This is a genomic window from Algoriphagus machipongonensis (genome assembly GCF_000166275.1).
Classification (GTDB): Bacteria; Bacteroidota; Bacteroidia; order Cytophagales; family Cyclobacteriaceae; genus Algoriphagus; species Algoriphagus machipongonensis.
Map to the genome: position 1 here is coordinate 1,564,594 of NZ_CM001023.1, position 21,337 is coordinate 1,585,930.

Consider the following 21,337-nt stretch of genomic DNA (forward strand, 5'->3'; position numbering starts at 1 on the left):
TTTTATTATAAGCTATTTTGGTTATCTCTTTCTTTCCTTAATTGGACCATTTTGATTTGATTTTGAACAAGCATGTTTTGATCTGATAAAAGATCAAAGTTTACGACTGCTTTATCTGTTCGGTCCATTAAAGTGATCATGTCATCTCCGATTCGGATGACTTCTAAAGATTCACCTTTAAATTTCAAGTCTTTAGGCTTTACAAATAATTTACCTTCCTTTTCAATAACCTCCCCTAGATCAAAAAGAATCGGGTTAAGTTCTTTGTCCACTGATTCTTGAATTGAAATACTTGGGCTCCAACCATTTCTTGCCAGTTGAATCTTTTGATGATAGTAAAATTTGTGGTTTTCAATCAGTGCTCTTGCAGCTTTTGTATCTAGCTTTTCGGAGGAATAGGCTTTGGCAGAGTAAGTCGTCATGGTACTATTGCCAGGGGTATTTTCATTTCCGTACTGATTTCCTCTCTGAAATTGATTCCCAATGAAAAGCGCATTAGCGCCCATCATAAATGCCTCGGTTTTCAATTTAGTCAGCGCTCGATTATTCACATTGTTCACACTAGAAAGTGTAGTTACTCCAACAGCTTTAGAAAATAAATCCCCCATAATTTCCAAGCCTTCTATTTCGACTGGATTGAAAGTGACAAAGATTTTATCGATATCAAGAAGTGTATTTACTTCTTTAAATGGGCTTTTGAATTCTTCAGTTCTTCCACTTGAAAATTCAATTTTATCTACAAGATTCTTGCTGATAGAATAGAGTACCTCCTCACCAGGATAGGTGTATTTAATGATCCCGGTCCCAACTTCCTTAATAACAACTTCTTTATGCCCGTCTTTCAAAAACAATTTATCGCTTTTGGTTTGGGAAAAGCTTTTGCCGGTAAATGCCAAGCAAAATAGCACTGGGATAAGGGTTCTTTTCATAAATAAGTTAGTGAATAATTTCTACTCAAAGTTCGGAAGTATTTACGGTGTAGTTAAACGAATGTTCTAATTTTATTTGCTATTTAGTAAAAAAAAATCCCTCAAACTTTCGTCTGAGGGATTTTATATATTCTTGACTCTTGATGCTTATTTAAGCGTCTTTTTTGGCCATTCTTGTTCTTTCACCTTCATCCAAGAAAATTTTTCTCATACGGATGGTTTTAGGAGTGATTTCAAGGTATTCATCCTTTTGGATATATTCCATTGCTTCCTCAAGAGAGAACTTCACTGCAGGAGCAATCTTAGTGTTATCATCAGAACCTGAAGCACGCATGTTGGTTAGCTTCTTTCCTTTTTGAACGTTAACTACAATATCACTGTCTCTGCTATGCGCGCCAATTACTTGACCTCCGTAAAGCTCTTCTCCAGGATTTACGAAGAATGTACCTCTATCTTGTAGCTTATCAATTGAATAAGCAGTACAAGGACCGTTTTCCATAGAAATGATAGAACCAGTTGTCCTTTCTGGAATCGTTCCTTTGAAAGGCTCATATGCACTGAAACGGTGGTTCATGATAGCTTCACCTTGAGTGGCAGTAAGCACGTTGTTTCTCAAACCGATCAAACCTCTTGAAGGGATTTTAAACTCCAAGTGTTGAAGATCACCTTTTGGCTCCATGATCAATAGCTCACCTTTACGCTGAGTAGCTAATTCAATCACTTTACCTGCGGTAGATTCAGGAACGTCCACTACCAATGTTTCGATAGGTTCGTTCTTTTCTCCGTCTATTTCTCTGAAAATTACTTGTGGCTGACCAACTTGCAGTTCATATCCTTCTCTTCTCATTGTTTCAATCAAAACAGACAAGTGTAGAATTCCACGACCGTAAACCAAGAATTTGTCCTCAGAATCAGTTGGCTCAACACGTAGTGCTAAGTTTTTCTCTGTTTCTTTCATCAATCGATCTCTCAAGTGACGAGAAGTCACAAACTTTCCTTCTTTACCGAAGAATGGAGAGTTATTGATCGTGAAGAGCATATTCATGGTAGGCTCGTCAATCGCAATTCTTTTCAGAGGCTCAGGGTTTTCTAAGCTTGCGATGGTGTCACCAATCTCGAAGTCTTCGATTCCTGTTACAGCACAAATATCACCGGCTACAACTTCAGTTACTTTCGCTTTACCTAATCCTTCAAACGTATGAAGTTCTTTTACCCTTACTTTTTTGAAAACGTCATCATTTTTACAAAGAGTTACTTGCTCTCCTTCTTTGATGCTTCCTCTTTTTACTCTACCGATAGCGATACGGCCAACGAAGTTAGAGTAATCCAAAGACGTAATTTGCATCTGTAAAGATCCCTCTTCAATTTTTGGAGCTGGAATATAATCTACGATTGCATCCAAAAGAGGAACGATTGAGTCTGTTGGGTTTTTCCAATCAGGTCCCATCCAATTCTGCTTAGCAGAGCCATATAGGGTATGGAATTCCAATTGCTCTTCTGTAGCATCTAAGTTGAACATTAATTCAAAAACTGCTTCATGAACTTCGTCAGGACGACAGTTTTCTTTGTCCACTTTATTGACCACTACAATAGGTGTAAGTCCTAGATCCAAAGCTTTTCCCAAAACGAATCTTGTTTGTGGCATTGGTCCTTCAAAAGCATCTACCAAAAGAATAACTCCATCGGCCATCTTCAATACTCGCTCCACTTCACCACCGAAATCGGCGTGACCAGGGGTGTCAATGATGTTGATTTTTGTGTCTCTATATCTTACTGATACGTTCTTGGAAAGGATAGTAATCCCTCTTTCACGCTCCAGATCATTATTGTCAAGAATCAAGTCGTCGAACTGCTGATTCTCTCTAAAGATTTTAGAAGCATGAATGATTTTATCCACGAGTGTAGTTTTGCCGTGGTCAACGTGTGCGATGATCGCGATATTCCGAATATTCTGCATGGTTTGCCTGATTGAAGGCGCAAAAGTACGAATAATATTTCGCAGTAAGGTTATGACTTCGTGAAGTTTGGCTCATTTATAAGAAGATCTAAAAAGAAAATGGCCTTTTTATGAAGATTTGTGTGATTCCTTATATAAAATTCTGGTTTGATAGGCGCAATAGTTTTAGTAGAATTGACAGCCAATTTTAGGTAAAACCTAAATTACTGATCAGTAATTACTTAAAAGTCCTCACAGAAACTACACATGAAAATAATTTTTAAACTTATTAGTCTATGTGTTTTGTCTTTATCATTTCAAGTGGCTTTTTCTCAGGAAAAGGCTACTGATTTAGTCAATCCATTTATTGGAACTGCACCACTAACAGATCCCGAGGTCATTGGCTACACACCTCCCAAGGATTGGAGAGTCTGGGCTGGATTGACTTTTCCTGGAAGTGCCTTGCCCAATGCGATGGTCCAACTTAGTCCTATAACGAAATGGGGGTCAGGAGCAGGATATGAATATGAAGACTCTGAGATTTTAGGTTTTGCTCATACGAATAAAGGCCATTGGAATCTTTGTAATCTTCCGGTATTGCCAATTTCTGCAGAGGCTGTTGCGCCTTTTAAGTCATCTTTTTCCCATGAAAATGAAAATGCCAGCCCTGGATATTATGACGTTTATCTAGATGACTATAAAGTGGGAGTGAAGTTGACTTCGACACTTCGAACAGGTCTCCATGAGTATAGTTTTGACAATTCAAAAGGACGTAGAATTCTTTTTGGTTTAGGGAAAGCCAATAATGGAGTTTCTGATTGGGAAATCCGTTTAGTTGGTACAAAAGCAGTGGCGGGTTTTCAAAGAGTAGGAAGGGATAAAGTTCATTTCTATGCTGAGTTAAGCCATGAGGTAAACGATTTGAAACTGGAAGCACAAGGACAGAAGGACGGATTTGCTGTTCTTTCTCTATCCGATCAAGATGCAGGGGTAGTAACAATGAAAATCGGGATATCTTATGTGAGTATAGCTAATGCAAAAGAGAATCTGGAAAGTGAATCAATCGATGCCTCTTTTGAAGAAGTTCAAACTGCTGCAGAAAAGGAATGGGATGGTTTGCTGTCTAAGATTTCTGTAAAAAGCGATTCTCGTCGGGACAAGGAGATGTTCTATACCTCACTTTATCGTACTTTCCTTTGGCCGGCTTTACGCAGTGATGCAAATGGAGAGTTTTCAGATGAAGCTGGAAAGATTCAAAAACAGGATTTTAAGTATTATACCATTCCTTCACTTTGGGATACTTATAGAAATAAATTGGTTTTGTTAAGTATTCTGTCTCCTGAAGTAACGGGAGATGTGATCTCTTCCCTGATCAATCGAGCTGAAATTACTGGATTTGTTCCGACTTTCTTCCATGGAGATCATGGGGCGCCATTTATCGCCGGGTCTTACAAGAGAGGAATCAGTAATTTTGATGTGCAGAAAGCATACTCCTTCCTTTTGAATAACGCCTATAATGCCAAAGGGCCTAGAGCTCATGTGGAAGAGTACATTGCCAAAGGCTTTATCTCAGACCCTCAAGTAGAGAACCCACATGTGGAGACCAAAGCAAAGGCAGGAGTGTCCAAAACTTTGGAATATGCCTATGACGATTATTCCTTGGCGATTTTAGCAGATACACTAGGTGATAAAGAACATTTTCAAGATTTGATGAGTCGCTCCCAGAACTACAAGAATGTCTTCGATCCATCTATAAATTTTATGAGGGGAAGGCTGGAGAATGGAGATTGGATTTCTCCATTCGATACGGAGTATCCATATTATGAGTACATGTTCCGAGAAGCGAATGCCTGGCAAGTTTCTTTTTATGCTCCCCATGATATGCCTGGTCTAGTGAGTCTGTACGGTGGGCCAGACATGTTTGAGGAAAAGCTAGATGAGTTTTTTACCAAGCCTTGGAATCCAAATCATATTGCCAGAAATGTTTCCACTTTTATCGGTCAGTATTGTCAGGGAAACCAGCCTGATCACGAGGCTCCTTTTGCCTATTACTATGTGAACAAGCCAGAAAAATCACAGGCAATTCTGGATAAGATCATGAACGAGCTGTATGGTATTGGGCCAGAGGGTTTGGCGCTTTCTGGTATGGATGATGCCGGTGAAATGTCTTCTTGGTTTGTGTGCGCTGCTGTGGGTCTGTACCCCATGTCTCCAGCTGACGCGGATTATTTGGTGACTGTGCCACTATTTGACGATGTAACTTGGAAGGTGGATAATGGAAATGACTTAGTGATCCTCAATCCAAATAGAGGAAGAAAATTACAAGAGATCAAAGTCAATGGAAAGACTCTAGATGGATATTTTGTAGGGCATGACTTATTTAGAAAAGGTGGGAAGATCGAGTTGGTGACGAATTGAATTGACAATTTTCAATGATCTGGGAGCAAAGCTAAAAGTCGAAGAATATATCAATTTGAATAAGGGAGAGTTTTATGCCAGCTGAGCGCTTTTGACCGTTCCAGAAAGTACTCTATAGCTTAACACTAATAACAGGCAGAACCAAAATGAAAATGCATATAATAAGGTTTGGTTTCTAAATCCAGTCCATTGAAACCACTCTAATAGCAATACAATCTGACTAATCCCTTTGCTCAGCTGCTCTCCAGTCTTTTAGCTTTTCTCACAAAAACCTTTCATTCTCTCCCAATTTTTCAGACTTTTCTGAGATGGATTACCAGCAGCTAATAGAAGAAGTTTACCAAGAGGTTCAGGAAGAGAATTTAAAAGGCAAAGTCGCAGACTATATTCCTGAAATTGCCACGGTTGATCCGAACCAGTTTGGCATTGCTCTGGTAGATATCAAAGGAAATGTCTTTGGTGTAGGAGATCATCAGAAACCATTTTCTATTCAAAGTATCAGTAAGGTTCACACCCTTACCATGGTGTTTAATTTTTTTAATTCAAAGCTTTGGACTCGTGTCAATGTGGAGCCTAGTGGCGACCCTTTCAATTCCATTGCGCAGCTAGAATACGAGAAAGGGATTCCTAGAAATCCCTTTATTAATGCAGGGGCTCTGGTAATTACCGATGCCCTTTGTAGCAAATTTGAGAAACCTATAGAGCAAGTGTCGGCTTTTATTAATGAGCTCGCAGGAGAGACATGTGTGATGGTCAATAATGATGTTAAGAATTCAGAAATGGATCATGGGGAAAGAAATACGGCTTTAGCTTACTTTTTAAAGTCCTTCAAAAATTTCAATAACCCAATAGATCAAGTGTTGGAAGTTTATTTTTCCCATTGTGCTATGGAAATGAGCTGTGTTGATCTTGCAAAATCCTTCTCTTTTTTAGCAAATGATGGTTATTCAATTTTTGCAGATCGGCAGGTTTTGACAGAAAGCCAGTCTCGCAGAGTAAATGCATTAATGCTGACTTGTGGATTTTATGATGAAGCAGGTGAATTTGCTTATAAGGTTGGACTCCCTGGGAAAAGTGGCGTAGGAGGTGGAGTAGCGGCTGTGATGCCTCATAAGTTCAGTATTGCCGTTTGGAGTCCAGAACTCAATGAGAAAGGGAATTCTGTCAAAGCGATTCGTGCTTTGGAGCTATTGACCGATAAGCTATCCTTTTCATTGTTTTAAATTTGTAACAAAACTTCTTTTGGTTCTCTTTTTGATGCAAATTCAATAAAGGCTCACTTCCTAATGAGAATGTTACGGTTTTACTTTCTGTTTCTAACTTTATTTCTGTGTGGATTTTTGTCCCATGCACAGAATAAAGGACCCGGTTTTGGAGTAAAGGGAGGTGTCAACTATGCAACATCAGGAAAGTATTTTACTGATGCCGGATCCATTTGGAAAAACCCACAAGCTTCAACGGGTTATCATTTTGGAGCCTTTTATAAATTGGGGAATTACGACTTATTTCTTCGTCCTGAGCTAATTTATTCCAATACGAAATTTGATGCTGGAGTTGGGACGGTGAAATTGCGACGCCTAGATGCTCCGGTATTAGTAGGGATGAATTTTTTTAAATTCATCAGCTTGGTGGGAGGCCCTTCATTTCATTATAGCCTAAAAGACAACTATTCTGACTTTTTTGAAAATTCACCCAACAAAAAACTGTTTTTGGGGTACCAGTTTGGGTTAGGGTTTAATGTAGGTCCAGTAGGCTTAGATTTAAGGTATGAACGTGTTCTCAATGATCAGAAAATGACCTTAGATCAGTTTTTGAAAAGGAAGGATAAATTTAGAACAGAGCAGATAATTTTAGGACTGTCCTTTCAGATCAAGTAATTTCAGATTTAATCCTCTACAAGGAAAGGAGTGAAAATTTCCTTCCACAAAGAATATCCTTTTTCATTCATATGAAGGTTGTCCTCGATGAAAATATCGTTTCTTGGCTTCCCTGTTTTGTCTAGCATGATATCCCACACATTGACGAAGTTTACATTGTCATGAGCCGTGCAGTATTGTCTCATCAAATCATTCAAAACTAGGTAGGAGGTCTTTAATTCCCATCGGGATATACTTGGTTTTGCTGCAATGAGGTTGACAGTGGTATTCGGGAGTTGCTTCTGAATTCGGGTTACAATTTCATCCAACGTTTTCATGACTTCAGTGGCGGTTTTTCCTCCGTTGATATCATTGTCCCCTTCATAAATAAATACTTTTGAAGGCTCAAAGCGTAAGACCGCAGGGAATAGTTGAGCAGATAAATCCTCCGCTGTAGAACCGCCAAAGCCGGTGTTAATGATAGGGACTTCAGGAAACTGTGCTTGAAGGTTTTTCCACATTCTTATACTGGAACTGCCAGTGAAAAGCACGCTTCCTTTTGACCAGCCTTTATTATCTACCTCTTGGCTAATTTGAGCGATTTCCTGATCAAATCTATTTTCTTGAGCAAAGAGATTTGCAGTTGCTGTTAAGCTCAAAAATAGGACTAAGGTTACTAGGGTTTTAAGTTTCATAAACTAAATATATTTCTTTTTCTGAGATGATCAATAACGTCCATAAAATGCTCATTCTCGTACAGTACGGACATTTTATCGATTTGTTCAAAATCAATTCTAGCCCAAAATTTCAGTAAAAAACTACTTTAATGAGCATTTTAGAATGATTTCGTCACATTTCGACTTTTCGAATGTCTAATTTAACTTTTTTGGAGAAGTTTTAGCGTTATAAGTCCAGACTCATCCAAATAATCACTTATGTCTCAAGTAACTCGCTTCTTTTGGTTTTGTAGTGGAGCTAACTTTTCACTATTAAAACGCTCGCCGACAGAATCAAATAAATATATAGGAATTGGTGCTACCGTGTTTTTCACTGGAGTGCTCGCAGCTTTGGCTGCAGGGTATGCGCTCTTTACCGTTTTTCAATCTATTTGGCCCGCCATGTTCTTTGGCTTGCTATGGGGGCTTATGATATTCAATCTGGATAGGTTTATCGTTTCCAGTATGCGAAAAAAGGAAAATTCCTGGTCCGAATGGAAATTGGCGATTCCTCGTTTGGTTCTAGCGGTCCTTTTGGCTTTGGTTATTTCTAAACCACTTGAGCTAAAAATGTTTGAACGTGAAATCAATAGAAAGATTGATGAAAAGCGAACAGAGTTTATTGCTCAATCTAAAGCAAATTTGGCGAAGGGGTTTCCTGAAATCCAAGAGCTTGAAGGCAAAATTGAAGTGCTTAAAATTGAAGTGAGTGAAGCTGAGAGTTTTCGGGATCAAGTTCAAGATGAGTATGATGCTGAGAGATTTGGCGAAAAGACTTCCAGTACTAGTGGGATTGTTGGGATTGGTACCAATGCTAAAAAGAAAGAGGAGCAATTGGATGCTGCACAGGTGGCTTTGGATAAGTTGAAGGCTAGGAATCAGATCAGAATAGATACCCTTGAAGCCCAGATTAGAGACTTTATGGCTTTAAGACAAGCCGAATTTGAAAAACAACAACCTGGAATTGAAGGGTTTGATGGGTTAGCAGCTAGAATGGAAGCTTTGGCAGTATTGACGGAGGAAAGTTCTGCGATGGCGATGGCTAATATTTTTATTATGCTCTTGTTTATCGCCATTGAGACATCTCCAATCTTTGTGAAATTGATTTCTCCAAGAGGGCCTTATGATGAATACCTAGAATTGCATGAAGATAAAGTGAAGCTTTTCAAAGGAGAAAAATGGACCTTTGCAAAAGGTGAGTCTGAGTCTAGGGTTGATTATTTTCAAGAAACACATTTCTATGCTACTGATTTGAATAAAGTAAAAACTAACAGGAAAAATAAAGTAAAGACTGAATACGAAATTGAGGAGATAGAATCCAAGTTTGGAAAGAAAGTATAGTCAAAATGAAGAGGTGTTTTCTAAAATTGGAAACACCTTTTTTGTCTTTTAGGTCAAAATTAGGAAGTCGTTAAATCACTTTTTGGGCGACTGAGTCCAATTGATCCATGGTTTTGCTGACTGATTTCCATTCTGCGAATCCAATGATTTTGATAAGAAAGCTTAAGAATTTACCTGGGTTGATCAGCTTTCTAGCAAGATTAGAAATGTTATTGTCTCTGTCCTGAATTTGGAAGTTTTTATCAGTTGCTGCGTGGTATTCACCAGCATATTTCCAAGCTCCGTCTCTTGCCAATTGAATTGAAAAATTCAGCAGCATTTCATCTCTTCCCTTAGCAAGTGGAATCAAAAGGCCAAAAACAGGAGATACAGTACTGATATTAGCTTTTACTCCATCTACTAGTTCAGCAAGGATCGAATTAATTTTGTTGAAGTCATTTTGAATCCCCAGCAAAGGTTCATCTCCTACAGTATCAGCGGCCGAAATACCTAAGTCCAGATTAATGTGAGCATTGATCCCTAGAAATAGGTGTTGCAAAACAAGGTGTTTGCTTGATTGGCTCGCTTCAAATGCTTCTAGCCAACTTCTCGTTAGGGTTTGATTATTTTTCCATTGATTGTATGCATCGATAAACCTACCTGCAAATAGTACATCTAGTTTTTCCATTCTAGGATTATCTTCGAATTCCTCTGCAAGAATTCCCTGTTTTATCCTGCGAGTCACTTGTCTATAGAGAATGGCGAAATACCCAACTCTAGAATTTTGAGACTTGCACTCGGCTACAATCTCATCCATTCTGATTAAAACTTCATCAATGTTTTTCATAGGTTAATTGATAAAAAAGCGTTCTAAAAGATCCCCAACATAAAAGGCAACAACAGCTGCCAAAAGGCCTAGAGCTACCGTTTCTGCAATACTTCTAAATGCTGAGGTTTGATTTACAATGGACTTTAACCACCCGACGACCATAAAAGCCGCTCCGGTGAGGATACTCGTCCAAATAAAAATATTAATGGAAATGGGGTTAAAGAAGTCCCATAAATATACCGTTAGGGGTATAAAGCCAACAATAATAAATGAGATGAAAGTTGCGAGACCAATTTTAAAAGGACTCTTGGTTTCTTCCATCATATTCAGTTCATCTTTCATCATCTCTGCCACCCATAGGTCTTTATTGGAGGTGATTTGATCCACTACCTGCTCCAATAATTCTCCTTTAAAACCTTTTGCTTCATAGATTTCACTGATTTCTTCTCTTTCTTTTTCGGGTAAGTTATCTACTTCCCAGTACTCGATAGCTTCGTGCTTTTTGAAGTTTTCCTTTTCGCTTTTTGCTGAAAGATAAGCTCCTACTGACATAGAGAACCCATCTGCCAATAAATTTGCAAAGCCTAAAATAATGATGATTCCAGGGTCTAAATCTGCTCCAAAGCCTCCAGCAACGACAGCAAATGTGGTCACCGCCCCATCTATTCCACCATATACAAATTCGCTCAGATATTCCTGTAGCTTCTTGAAATAAGTGCTTTGCTGGTGTATATGATCTTCATTCATTGGTCTAGATTTTTTAGAAAAAAGCGTTTCACATTTTCGCCCATTATTGCTTTGATATCTGCTTCAGAAAATCCTGCATTCATTAGTCCTTCTACTATGAGTGGCAAGCCTGTGATATCAAATGGAACTTCTACGGCTCCGTCATAATCAGAACCTAGGGCGATGTATTCAATTCCTACTAGGTCGCGCACATGTTTCATGCTTTCGATAATTCCTTCAAGCTCCGGTTCGCCTACTGCCATGTCAAAAAATGCGATTCCAATTATTCCCCCGTTGGCTGCAATTCTTTTGATCTGCTCGTCAGTTAGGTTTCTTTGAGAATCTAAAACAGCCCTTACACCTATATGTGAGACCATAACGGGTTTAGTAGTCATCTTCAATACATCGTCTACTATTGCAGGTGAGCAATGAGCCAAATCAATGAAAATATTGAGCTCATTCATTCTTTGAATCACCTCTTTACCAAAGGCTGTAAGTCCTGCTCCGTTTTCACCATGTGCAGACCCTCCTAGTTTGTTGTCAAAAAAGTGAGTTGGGCCAATCATCCGGATTCCAGCTTCATAGACTTTATCCAGATTATCTAATTCTCCTTCCAAAGCATGAGCTCCTTCAATCCCAAGCATTGCTCCTACTACCGATGGATCTTTTTTCCTTGCGCTGATGAGTTGCTCTAGATCAGTTCGGTCTTTTACAAAAATCACCTGCCCCTCTTCTTTCTCAATAAACTTGTGAAGGTTTTCGGCTTGAGCAAGAGTGCGATTGATAAGGCTGAACCAGTTGCTTGGAGGATCCCCTTTTGCGATAGTTAGCGGCGTAATATTGTCAAAAGCATCCGCACTATTGCTTTTCATATTTTGACCTGCTGGTGATTTCGAAACAATTGTAAACATTTCTAAACCGACATTCGCTTCCCTCATTCTAGGGAAGTCAACATGGCCTCTATCACCACGTTTTCTCAAATTTCTTCCCCATAATAAAGCATCGCAATGCAGGTCTGAAATAAAATCCAACCGGTCATATAGGGCTTGGGCTTCTGGAGAAACAGAGTAAGGTGGGGCTGATTTGACTGGGTTTCTTTGCTCCTCAATATAGGGTGGGACAAAAACTGTGACTGCAAAAAGCAGGAGTATAATTACTCCTATAGCAAATATTAATTTCTTCATAGCATAAGGTTGGGCTATTGAAGATAATGAAAATTGGAAAGTAAATGGGTAGAGACTTAGTTTTCAGCTAAAATCTCTTCTCCAGTCTTCACGGGTGTCAAATTTCCTAGCTCTTCCATTGTGAATAATTTGGACCGAATCAAAAACCGAATACCCATTGGGATTTCAAGAGAAAAGCTACTACCTCTTCCGGGTGTTATATCTAGAGTCAATTGGGTGTGTTTCCAATATTCAAATTGGTCTGCACTCATAAAAAAATCACAGTTATAGACTTCTCCAAGCCAAATATCTTGGCTTCCAACCTTGAAATCTCCCTTTTCAAAACACATAGGTGAGGAGCCATCGCAGCAACCGCCGCTTTGGTGAAACATTAGCTCAGAGCCAAATCTTTTTCTCAAGGTGTCAATTACTTCTTTGGCTTGATCCGTGATCAATACTCTTTTAACAGTTTGCATAACTTTGGGTTTATGTATTGAATTTAATGAAAGAAAGGCAGGAGATAGTTCCCCTGCCTTTTCTGGAATTAGAGATTGACAATATTAAAAGAAGCCTAGTTTATCCTTGGAATAGGAAATTAGCATGTTTTTAGTTTGACGATAATGGTCTAACATCATCAGGTGATTTTCCCTGCCAAATCCAGATTTTTTGTATCCTCCAAATGGGGCGTGAGCTGGGTAGGCATGGTAGCAATTCACCCACACTCTTCCTGCTTGAATGGCTCGTGGAACTTGATAAAGTTCATGTGCATCTCTAGACCATAAACCTGCTCCCAATCCATACATAGTGTCATTTGCAATTGCAATTGCTTCCTCGGTAGTTTTGAAGGTGGTGACACAGGTTACCGGACCGAAGATTTCCTCTTGAAAGACACGCATTTTATTGTTGCCTTTGAAGATGGTAGGCTTGACATAATAACCGGTTTCTAAACCAGAATTGAGTCCAGCTGATTCACCTCCGCAAAGGGCGATTGCTCCTTCTTGTTTTCCAATGTCCAGATAGGATAGGATTTTTTCGTATTGGTCGTTGGAGGCTTGAGCACCCATCATCGTGTCCTCAGCCAGTGGGTGTCCCATTTTAATGGCTTTGGTTCGCTCTACTACTTTCTCCATGAATTTATCATAGATGTCTTCATGGACTAAGATTCTTGAAGGACAGGTACAAACCTCACCTTGATTTAAGGCAAACATTACAGCACCTTCCACTGCTTTATCAAAAAACTCATCATCTTCATCCGCTACAGACTTCATGAATATGTTAGGGGATTTTCCTCCCAGTTCCATGGTGACAGGAATCAGGTTTTCAGATGCATACTGCATGATTAGACGTCCGGTGGTGGTTTCACCCGTAAAGGCTACTTTTGCTACTCGCTTGGACGTTGCGAGTGGTTTTCCAGCTTCTACTCCAAAGCCAGAAACTACGTTTAATACACCTGGAGGCAAAACATCTCCAATTAATTCCATAAGAACCATAATACTTGTGGGAGTTTGTTCTGCTGGTTTTACCACTGTACAACATCCCGCTGCTAAAGCAGGTGCGATTTTCCAGGTGGCCATTAAAAGTGGGAAGTTCCAAGGGATGATTTGAGCTACTACTCCTAATGGTTCATGAAGCGCGATACTTACCGTGTTTTCATCATGTTCAGAAATGCTACTTTCATCAGCTCGGATAACTCCTGCAAAATATCGAAAATGGTCAATACAAAGTGGTAAATCAGCAGCTCGTGTTTCTCTTAAGGCTTTTCCATTGTCTACTGTTTCTAACCGAGCGAGCATTTCCAGGTTTTCCTCAATGATATCAGCAATTTTATTGAGAACTCTACTTCGTTCGGCAGCCGGGGTTTTTGACCAGGAAGGAAATGCCTCATGCGCTGCATCAATGGCTTTCTCAACATCCTCCTTATTTCCTCGGGCAGCTTTTGTAAATGGCTTGCCATCGATCGGAGAGATGTTGTCGAAATATTCTCCTGAGCTGGGAGCTACCCATTTGCCTCCAATAAAATGATCGTATTTTTCCTTGACCGCTGGGCGGTCCACAGGCTTAGACTGTGATAATGTTAGTGTTGTCATGATAGACGGTTATTTTGGTTTTAATCAAATTTCCTATTTACCTCTTCTAAAAAATTACACTGAAACATCATCCTATCAACCTGTATTGATATTTATCCGTTTGGAAATATAGAAGGAATTAATGGCTGAAAAAAAGGAGCTATTTTTTTGAGTGATTTATTTATTCGTAAATTATTGACATGACCCAAAATAACTTTATTGCAGGAGTGCCTTGGAGAAATACCCGGGACTTAAAAACTCTTGTAGAAAACCGCACGACCTATACCCTCGAAAATTGCGAGTTGAATATTTTTGAGACTCATCAGCAGGCTGATGATGTGAATTTGGTTTTTGGAGATTTGGTGTTGACGACTATGCTGAAAGGGAAAAAAGTCATGCATCTATTTGATAAACCAGGATTTGAATATTTACCTGGTGAATCTGTTATCGTGCCGCCGAATGAGGTGATGAAAATTGACTTTCCTGAAGCTCAATGGGATAATCCCACCCAATGCATCGCTCTGTCTATTTCAAAGGAAATGATAGAGGCAACTTTTAACCTGCTTAATGAGAAATTTCCAGATAAAGTAATTACCAAAGACTGGGGATTGGACCTGAGTTACTTTCATTTAATAAACACGCAAGACTTATCAGAGATCATCAATCGCTTTGTCCGAATAGGGGTTAAGGATGGTTCTAAAGAAAAGGACTTGATCGCAACTTTAGCACTTAAAGAATTACTTATCAGATTAAGTCAGACTCAGGCGAGAGATATGTTAGAGAAGACCTATAAGGAACTTGCGAGTGGAAATCGCATGGCACATGTAGTGGAGTATATCAAAAAAAATATCCGGGAAACAATTTCCCTTGATGATTTAGCGGGTGAGGCATGTATGAGCAAAGCTCATTTTTTGAGATCATTTAAACAGGAATTGGGTTTAACGCCTATGGAGTTTGTGCTTCATGAAAGGCTCAATCTGGCCAAGCAATATTTACTTTTGGGAAATCATCAGATTCAAGAAGTATGTTATATGGCAGGTTTCCGGAATATTACCTATTTCATCCGAGCCTTTAAACAAGAGTTTGGTTTGACCCCAAAGGTTTTTCAAACCAAATCGAATTAAAAAAAAGCAAAAAATTTTTGTCTGTTTTTGTGTGATATAATTCATTTTTATTAAGTTTAAGGAATTAAAGAAGTCATAAAAACGAAATGAAAGGCTAATCAGCCGAATATTATTTGGTTTTAGACGATTGACAATAGACCCACATTTGGGGGCTTTTTTCGAAAAGCCCCCTTTTTTTTACCCTCTTTTCAAATCGATTTTTGCAGGAATTCAAAAAACAGGTTTAAAAATTACCTCATTTTTTAGAAAAAAGTGTGAAAAGTGAAAAAACTGGTTTCTTAAACGAATAGACTGTTAAATTTTTTGTTTTAGTAGATATGAGGGGTAAATACCAAAAATCATCATGAAAGTTTTGATTTTCACAAAATAGGCAGATTATGAAATGATTAAGTTTAGGTGCAGGATTTTTGATTTTCTGAATTATTTGATCTGAATCAAATGTTTAATCCCCTAGTAAATTGGTTTGGGGAGGAGGTTTTTAAAAAAATCGGAAAAATTTCTTGAGAAAATCCTCTCGTTATTCTCGGTCTAAATACTAGATGAATTTTTTTAGGACAAGGCCTTTAGTAAAGCCTGCTTTCTCTTTTGGTACGAGTACATCTTTTGAATTTTTTGGGAAGCACTCTTTCTAAGTAAATCAATATTAGAACTCGGAATAGAGTTAATTAAATTTTCTAATTGTGGAAGACTCTTTTGTGGTAAAATGATTCCTGTGTCTCCAATGATTTCAGGAATAGCACCTACTGCCGAACCAACAGGGATACATCCACAGGCCATTGCTTCGCCTAAGGAATTTGGAAAGCCCTCAGAGGCGGAGAGTTGAAGGTAAAACTGATGTTTATTGTATAATTGAATTAGCTCATTTGGTGATTTTTTACCTAGAACTTTTACGTTGGGCATGGAAGTAGGATAGGCAGGATCTCCAATCAAAGTAAAACTCCAGTCTGGGTGACGGGATGCAAGTTCTTCAATTAGATCATAGCCTTTAATTTTGGCTCTGACTGAATGGGAGGTCCCTGTGGCAACACTTATAAATGAAAATGAGGGTCTTTCTTGGTTCAAGTCTTTCCAAAAATCTGTGTCGAACCCATTAGGAATGACTTTTATCTCGGTTTTGAGCTCAGGTATCAAATTTAATAAACCTTGCTTTTCAGAAATGGAGGAGTCATAACGGTAGTCTTGCTTGACTAATGCTTCAGCAACAGGGAGAATTAAATCACAGTTTTTGAAGCTGTAACTAGTCGCTTTTCTCAACCATTTTTTCCTGTAATTTCCATAGCCTATTTCAGCCATGTTGATGCAATCCATTCCTCCAGCCTGTATCAAGCATCTCTTTCTAAATACTTTTCCAAACCAAACGGGAAGGACAGAGTGGTAGCCCCCAAAAAAGCAGAGGTATTGTGAAGTTTTTGGTAAAAACCATAAGAGCTGAAAGAACTGTAAAATAAAGTAAAATGGAAGCTGTACTGGGTTCTGAGTGAATTCTAAAGCTTTTATTTCTAACTCATCCCCGATCATCTGCAGATCTCGATCTGTAAAGGCAGTTCGTACAGGGTGAATATAGAGAATCATTTTTTAAGCTTAGAAAAATAAAAATAGGGTTTAAAAAAGAGAAGGAGCAAAGAATCATCATGATAATGTTTCCTTGCTCCCTTATTATTGTTCAGGTTTTGTTAGACAACTAGGTTTACGATTTTACCTGGGACAATAATTATTTTCTTTGGAGCCTTTCCATCCAGCCATTTTTTAACAGTCTCATCTGCCAAAGCGGCCTCTTGTATTTGATCCTTAGAAAGAGAAAGGTCTAAGTTGATCTTCACTCTCATTTTACCATTGATCATCACTGGGTATTCAAAGGAGCTTTCTACAAGATAGCTTTCATCAAAAGCTGGGAATGTAGCTTTCGTGATGGATTCTTCATTACCCAATAAGCTCCATAGTTCTTCTGTGATATGCGGTGCATAAGGAGAAATCAAGATCGCCAAGGGCTCAAGAATTTTTCTTTTGTTAGATTTTAATGCAGTCAATTCATTCACACAAATCATGAAGCTTGATACCGAAGTGTTGAAAGAGAAATTTTCCATGTCCTCTTCCAATTTCTTGATAGCCTTATGCAGTGCTTTGTATTCCTTTTGACTTGGCTCAGCATCAGAAACCTGAAATTCACCGGCATTGTTATGGTATAAGTTCCACAGCTTTCTAAGGAATTTAAAAACTCCATCGATGCCATTTGTATTCCAAGGTTTGAATTGCTCCAATGGGCCCAAGAACATCTCATACAATCTCAAAGTGTCAGCTCCGTAACGCTCGATGATATCATCTGGATTGACCACATTGTATTTGGATTTAGACATCTTCTCTACCTCTGATCCGCAGATATATTTGCCGTCTTCCAAGATGAATTCAGCGTCTGCCAAATCTGGTCTCCAAGCCTTGAATTTGTCCAAATTCAGTTGGTCGTTGTAAACGATATTCACGTCCACGTGCATGGCAAAAGTATCGTATTGATCTTTCAAGCCGTGGCTCACAAACTGATTGGTTCCTTTTACTCGATAAACAAAGTTTGATCTACCTTGAATCATACCTTGGTTGATCATCTTTTGGAATGGTTCATCGATGCTTACTACACCCAAATCATATAAGAATTTGGTCCAGAACCTGGAATATAAAAGGTGTCCAGTCGCATGCTCAGAGCCACCGATATATAAATCTACAGATCCCCAATAATCAGTTTTTGCTTTATCAGCAAATTCACTTTCGTTTTTAGGGTCAGTATATCTAAAGAAATACCAGCTGGATCCAGCCCAACCTGGCATGGTACTTTTTTCCAATGGGAACTCACCATCTGCAGTTTTGTAAGTCCAATCTGTGGCGCGTGCCAAAGGTGGTTCACCATCTTCCGTTGGCAAGTATTTATCAACCTCCGGTAAAACCAAAGGCAAGTCTTTTTCATCTACTAGATAAGGAAGTCCTTCCTTGAAATAAACAGGAAGAGGCTCACCCCAATAGCGTTGACGGGTGAAAATGGCATCCCGCATTCTGTACTGGATTTTACCTTTACCAATCCCTTTTTCCTCCAAGAATTCGATGGCTTTGATCATGGCTTCTTTCATATACATATTAGAAATAAAGCCGGAATTGATGATGTATCCATCTTTGCCCGGGAATGACCCTTCTTCCATAGAACCTTCAATCACTTGTCTGATTTCAAGGTCAAAATGTTTGGCAAAATTGTAATCACGCTCATCATGAGCAGGAACGGCCATGACAGCTCCAGTTCCATAACCTGCCAAAACATAATCAGCCACCCAGATCTGAATTTCCTCACCATTAAATGGGTTAATGGCATAAGAACCTGTAAACGCACCTGAAATTGTTTTAACATCGCTCATTCGCTCACGCTCAGAACGGTTTTTGGCAACTTCAATGTAGGCTTCGGCTTGTTCTCTTTGATCTTCTGTGATCAGCGCTGCTGCTAAATCAGATTCAGGAGCCAAAGCCAAATAAGTAACACCATATATAGTATCCACTCTGGTGGTAAATACTTTGATTTTTTCTTCAGAGTCTTTGACGTCAAAAATTACTTCTGCTCCGATAGATTTCCCGATCCAGTTTCGCTGCATTTCTTTGATAGGCTCTGACCAATCCACTTTGTCTAAACCTTTCAATAATCGGTCGGCATAGGCAGTAATTCGCATTGACCACTGCATCATTTTCTTTCGCTCCACTGGGTGTCCACCTCGCTCAGAAAAACCATCTTTCACCTCATCGTTAGAAAGAACAGTTCCTAAGGCAGAGCACCAGTTAACCGTGGTTTCAGCTAAGAATGTTAATCTATATTTAAGAAGCATTTCTTGCTTTTCCTGATCGGAGAAAGCATTCCATTCGTCAGCAGAGAAAGTAGGAGTCTCATCATCGCAGACAGCCTTTACACTTGCATTTCCAATTGTTTCAAACTTTGAAATCAAAGATTCAATGGAAAGGGCTTTATCAGCATCTTGGTCGTAATAGCTGTTGAAAAGCTTCATAAAGATCCATTGGGTCCACTTGTAATAATCTGGATTGGAGGTTCTTACCTCTTTACTCCAGTCAAAAGCAAAACCAATGTTCTTTAATTGCTCCGTATATCTGGTGATATTTTGTTCGGTTGTAATAGCAGGGTGTTGCCCAGTCTGAATCGCATATTGTTCAGCAGGTAAGCCAAAACTATCGTAACCCATCGGGTGAAGTACATTAAAGCCTTTGAGTGCTTTAAATCGAGCGACGATATCGGAAGCAATATATCCCAGTGGATGGCCTACGTGAAGCCCAGCGCCTGAAGGATATGGAAACATGTCCAAGGTGTAAAACTTTGGTTTGTCAGGATTGACCTTAGCTAGGAACGTTTGATTCTTTTCCCAGTAAGCCTGCCATTTCTTTTCTATTTCCCTAAAAGTGTATTCCGCCATGATTGAACTTTTCTTAATTTTTTTAGCTAAACGCCTGCAAAAATAGGAAAATTGACTGGGTTTGGAATGAAAATTCCTAATTCCTCCTGTCTATTAATATTTCCCTTTGATCATTTTTTTGAAATCAACTCAGGTCTTTTTAGTATTTTCAGAAAAACCTAACCACCAATCATATGAAAATTATTACTAAATGGCGACAAACGCTTCTTGTTTGTTCCGCATTATTATGCTGCAATTTGGTTGTGGCGCAAAAAAAGCTTTCCGAAAAGAAACAGGAAGCTTTGAAGGAAGAGGTTGCGGCTATTGTAGGGCAGGAGGCTAAAATGAGCCAAGTGATGGTCGATAAGATTTTTAGTTTCGCTGAACTTGGCTTTCAAGAGGTTGAGTCTTCCAAGTACCTCACAGGAATTCTCCAAGAAAATGGGTTTGAAATAAAAACGGGTATTTCAGGTATTCCAACTGCCTGGTTTGCTACATGGAGTAATGGAGATGGGCCCGTCATCGCGTTAGGTTCAGATGTCGATGATATCCCAAAGGCTTCTCAATATCCAGGAGTTGCCTATCACAAACCTATTATAGATGGAGCTCCGGGACATGGGGAAGGTCATAATGCAGGGATTCCTCTTAATATTACTGCAGCTTTGGCGGTGAAGAAAATCATGGAAAGGGAAGATATCGGCGGAACGCTGATTCTATGGCCAGGAATTGCAGAAGAATTGGTTGCCTCCAAAGCTTGGTTCGTGAGAGATGGACTGTTTGATGATATAGATATCTGTATTTTCACCCATGTGGGTAGCAATTTGGGAGTAAGCTATGGACAGGCCTCCGGTACTGGCTTGATTTCCGTAGAATATACGTTTAGTGGTGAAGCCGCCCATGCAGCTGGTGCTCCTTGGAGGGGTAAAAGTGCATTGGATGCTGCTGAATTAATGAATGTAGGTTGGAATTATAGAAGAGAGCATTTAGATCCATTAAAGAGGTCACACTCTATTTTTACTGATGGTGGAGATCAGCCCAATGTGGTTCCTTCAAAAGCTTCTATTTGGTATTATTTCCGAGATGTGAAATATGACGGAATCATGGAAATGTACGATGTGGCCAATAAAATGGCTGAAGGTGCTGCATTGATGACGGATACTGAGATGACGTCCAAAATTCTTGGAACTGCTTGGCCAAGGCATTTCAACAAAGTTATTGCTGAAAAGATGTACGCTAACATCCAAAAAGTGGGTTTACCCGAATGGTCTGAGGAAGATCAGGCATTAGCCAAAGCAGTTCAGGAGGAAGTAAATTCTTCTCGAAAAGAAGGACTTCCAACCAAGTTGGATACGATAGGCTTGCCAGTAACGACTCCTCGCTCTGGTGGCTCTGATGATATTGGTGATGTTTCTTGGGTGCTGCCTACAGTCACGATGAGATTTCCATCCAATATCCCTGGACTTCCAGGTCATCATTGGGCAAATGCTATTGCAATGGCCACACCGATTGCTCACAAAGGTGTTACAGCGGGAGCCAAAGCTGAAGCAATGACGATTTTGGATTTTCTACTGAATCCTGAATTGGTGGATGAAGCTTGGGATTACTTTAAAAATGTTCAGACGAAAGAGGAAGAATATAAACCGATGATTTCTGCTGATGATGAAGCGCCAATTTATTTGAACAAGCAAATCATGGATTTATATCGTCCTATGATGGAAAAGTATTATTATGATGAAACCAAATATGATAGCTATTTGGAGCAATTGGGAGTGACTTACCCGACGCTTAAAAAGGACTAGATTATAGCAATAGTTAAGATTGGAAAAC

Annotated in this window: 16 protein-coding genes; 6 read left to right on the top strand and 10 right to left on the bottom strand. The window is 39.2% G+C overall.

Features of this window, described 5'->3' with window-relative positions; all coding sequences use genetic code 11:
- Positions 1-5: 5 nt before the first annotated feature.
- Positions 6-929: a hypothetical protein gene (locus tag ALPR1_RS06805; protein WP_008199453.1), complete on the bottom strand. Its 924-nt coding sequence runs from the start codon at positions 927-929 to the stop codon at positions 6-8.
- A 151-nt stretch (positions 930-1,080) separates the two neighbouring features.
- A complete protein-coding gene (typA, locus tag ALPR1_RS06810; protein WP_008199454.1) occupies positions 1,081-2,886 on the bottom strand; it encodes a translational GTPase TypA in 1,806 nt (601 codons plus the stop codon).
- Positions 2,887-3,132: 246 nt separating this feature from the next.
- On the opposite strand from typA, the gene ALPR1_RS06815 reads away from it, so the two are divergent.
- The 3 genes from ALPR1_RS06815 (at position 3,133) to ALPR1_RS06825 (ending at position 7,160) form a co-directional block, all read left to right on the top strand.
- Positions 3,133-5,283 carry a GH92 family glycosyl hydrolase gene (locus ALPR1_RS06815; protein ID WP_008199455.1) on the top strand — a complete coding sequence of 717 codons (2,151 nt, stop codon included), beginning with the start codon at positions 3,133-3,135 and terminating at the stop codon, positions 5,281-5,283.
- Between the two features lie 308 nt (positions 5,284-5,591).
- The gene (locus ALPR1_RS06820) at positions 5,592-6,506 is read left to right on the top strand and encodes a glutaminase (protein ID WP_008199456.1); all 915 of its coding nucleotides are present in this window, start codon (positions 5,592-5,594) and stop codon (positions 6,504-6,506) included.
- 69 nt (positions 6,507-6,575) lie between these two features.
- Entirely contained in the window at positions 6,576-7,160 is a 585-nt protein-coding gene (locus tag ALPR1_RS06825) for an outer membrane beta-barrel protein (protein WP_161599219.1), read from the top strand.
- An 8-nt stretch (positions 7,161-7,168) separates the two neighbouring features.
- Here ALPR1_RS06825 and ALPR1_RS06830 read toward each other — a convergent pair whose 3' ends face one another.
- A complete protein-coding gene (locus ALPR1_RS06830) occupies positions 7,169-7,834 on the bottom strand; it encodes a GDSL-type esterase/lipase family protein (RefSeq protein WP_008199459.1) in 666 nt (221 codons plus the stop codon).
- A 240-nt stretch (positions 7,835-8,074) separates the two neighbouring features.
- Between ALPR1_RS06830 and ALPR1_RS06835 the strand changes: the two genes are divergently transcribed.
- Positions 8,075-9,196 carry a DUF4407 domain-containing protein gene (locus ALPR1_RS06835; protein ID WP_008199461.1) on the top strand — a complete coding sequence of 374 codons (1,122 nt, stop codon included), beginning with the start codon at positions 8,075-8,077 and terminating at the stop codon, positions 9,194-9,196.
- 70 nt (positions 9,197-9,266) lie between these two features.
- Here the strand turns inward: ALPR1_RS06835 and ALPR1_RS06840 are convergent, their stop codons facing one another.
- From ALPR1_RS06840 to ALPR1_RS06860, 5 genes are all read right to left on the bottom strand, one after another.
- Positions 9,267-10,022, bottom strand: coding sequence for a DUF5995 family protein (locus ALPR1_RS06840; protein ID WP_008199462.1), 756 nt, complete (start codon positions 10,020-10,022; stop codon positions 9,267-9,269).
- 3 nt (positions 10,023-10,025) lie between these two features.
- A complete protein-coding gene (locus ALPR1_RS06845; RefSeq protein ID WP_008199463.1) occupies positions 10,026-10,751 on the bottom strand; it encodes a VIT1/CCC1 transporter family protein in 726 nt (241 codons plus the stop codon).
- Entirely contained in the window at positions 10,748-11,914 is a 1,167-nt protein-coding gene (locus tag ALPR1_RS06850; RefSeq protein ID WP_008199464.1) for a dipeptidase, read from the bottom strand. Before ALPR1_RS06850 ends, ALPR1_RS06845 begins: the two co-directional genes overlap by 4 nt.
- 56 nt (positions 11,915-11,970) lie before the next feature.
- Positions 11,971-12,369, bottom strand: coding sequence for a DUF779 domain-containing protein (locus tag ALPR1_RS06855; protein WP_008199465.1), 399 nt, complete (start codon positions 12,367-12,369; stop codon positions 11,971-11,973).
- 84 nt (positions 12,370-12,453) lie between these two features.
- Positions 12,454-13,980: an aldehyde dehydrogenase family protein gene (locus ALPR1_RS06860; RefSeq protein ID WP_040302620.1), complete on the bottom strand. Its 1,527-nt coding sequence runs from the start codon at positions 13,978-13,980 to the stop codon at positions 12,454-12,456.
- Between the two features lie 179 nt (positions 13,981-14,159).
- Here ALPR1_RS06860 and ALPR1_RS06865 point away from each other — a divergent pair, with 179 nt between their 5' ends.
- Positions 14,160-15,083 (top strand): AraC family transcriptional regulator, encoded by a 924-nt coding sequence (locus ALPR1_RS06865; RefSeq protein ID WP_008199468.1) that lies wholly within the window; start codon positions 14,160-14,162, stop codon positions 15,081-15,083.
- A 549-nt stretch (positions 15,084-15,632) separates the two neighbouring features.
- Here ALPR1_RS06865 and ALPR1_RS06870 read toward each other — a convergent pair.
- Positions 15,633-16,655 carry a glycosyltransferase family 4 protein gene (locus tag ALPR1_RS06870; protein ID WP_008199469.1) on the bottom strand — a complete coding sequence of 341 codons (1,023 nt, stop codon included), beginning with the start codon at positions 16,653-16,655 and terminating at the stop codon, positions 15,633-15,635.
- Positions 16,656-16,756: 101 nt separating this feature from the next.
- The gene (gene leuS, locus ALPR1_RS06875) at positions 16,757-19,531 is read right to left on the bottom strand and encodes a leucine--tRNA ligase (RefSeq protein ID WP_008199470.1); all 2,775 of its coding nucleotides are present in this window, start codon (positions 19,529-19,531) and stop codon (positions 16,757-16,759) included.
- Between the two features lie 173 nt (positions 19,532-19,704).
- Here leuS and ALPR1_RS06880 point away from each other — a divergent pair, with 173 nt between their 5' ends.
- Positions 19,705-21,309, top strand: a complete 1,605-nt coding sequence (locus tag ALPR1_RS06880) for an amidohydrolase (RefSeq protein ID WP_008199471.1) — start codon at positions 19,705-19,707, stop codon at positions 21,307-21,309.
- Positions 21,310-21,337 lie beyond the last annotated feature (28 nt).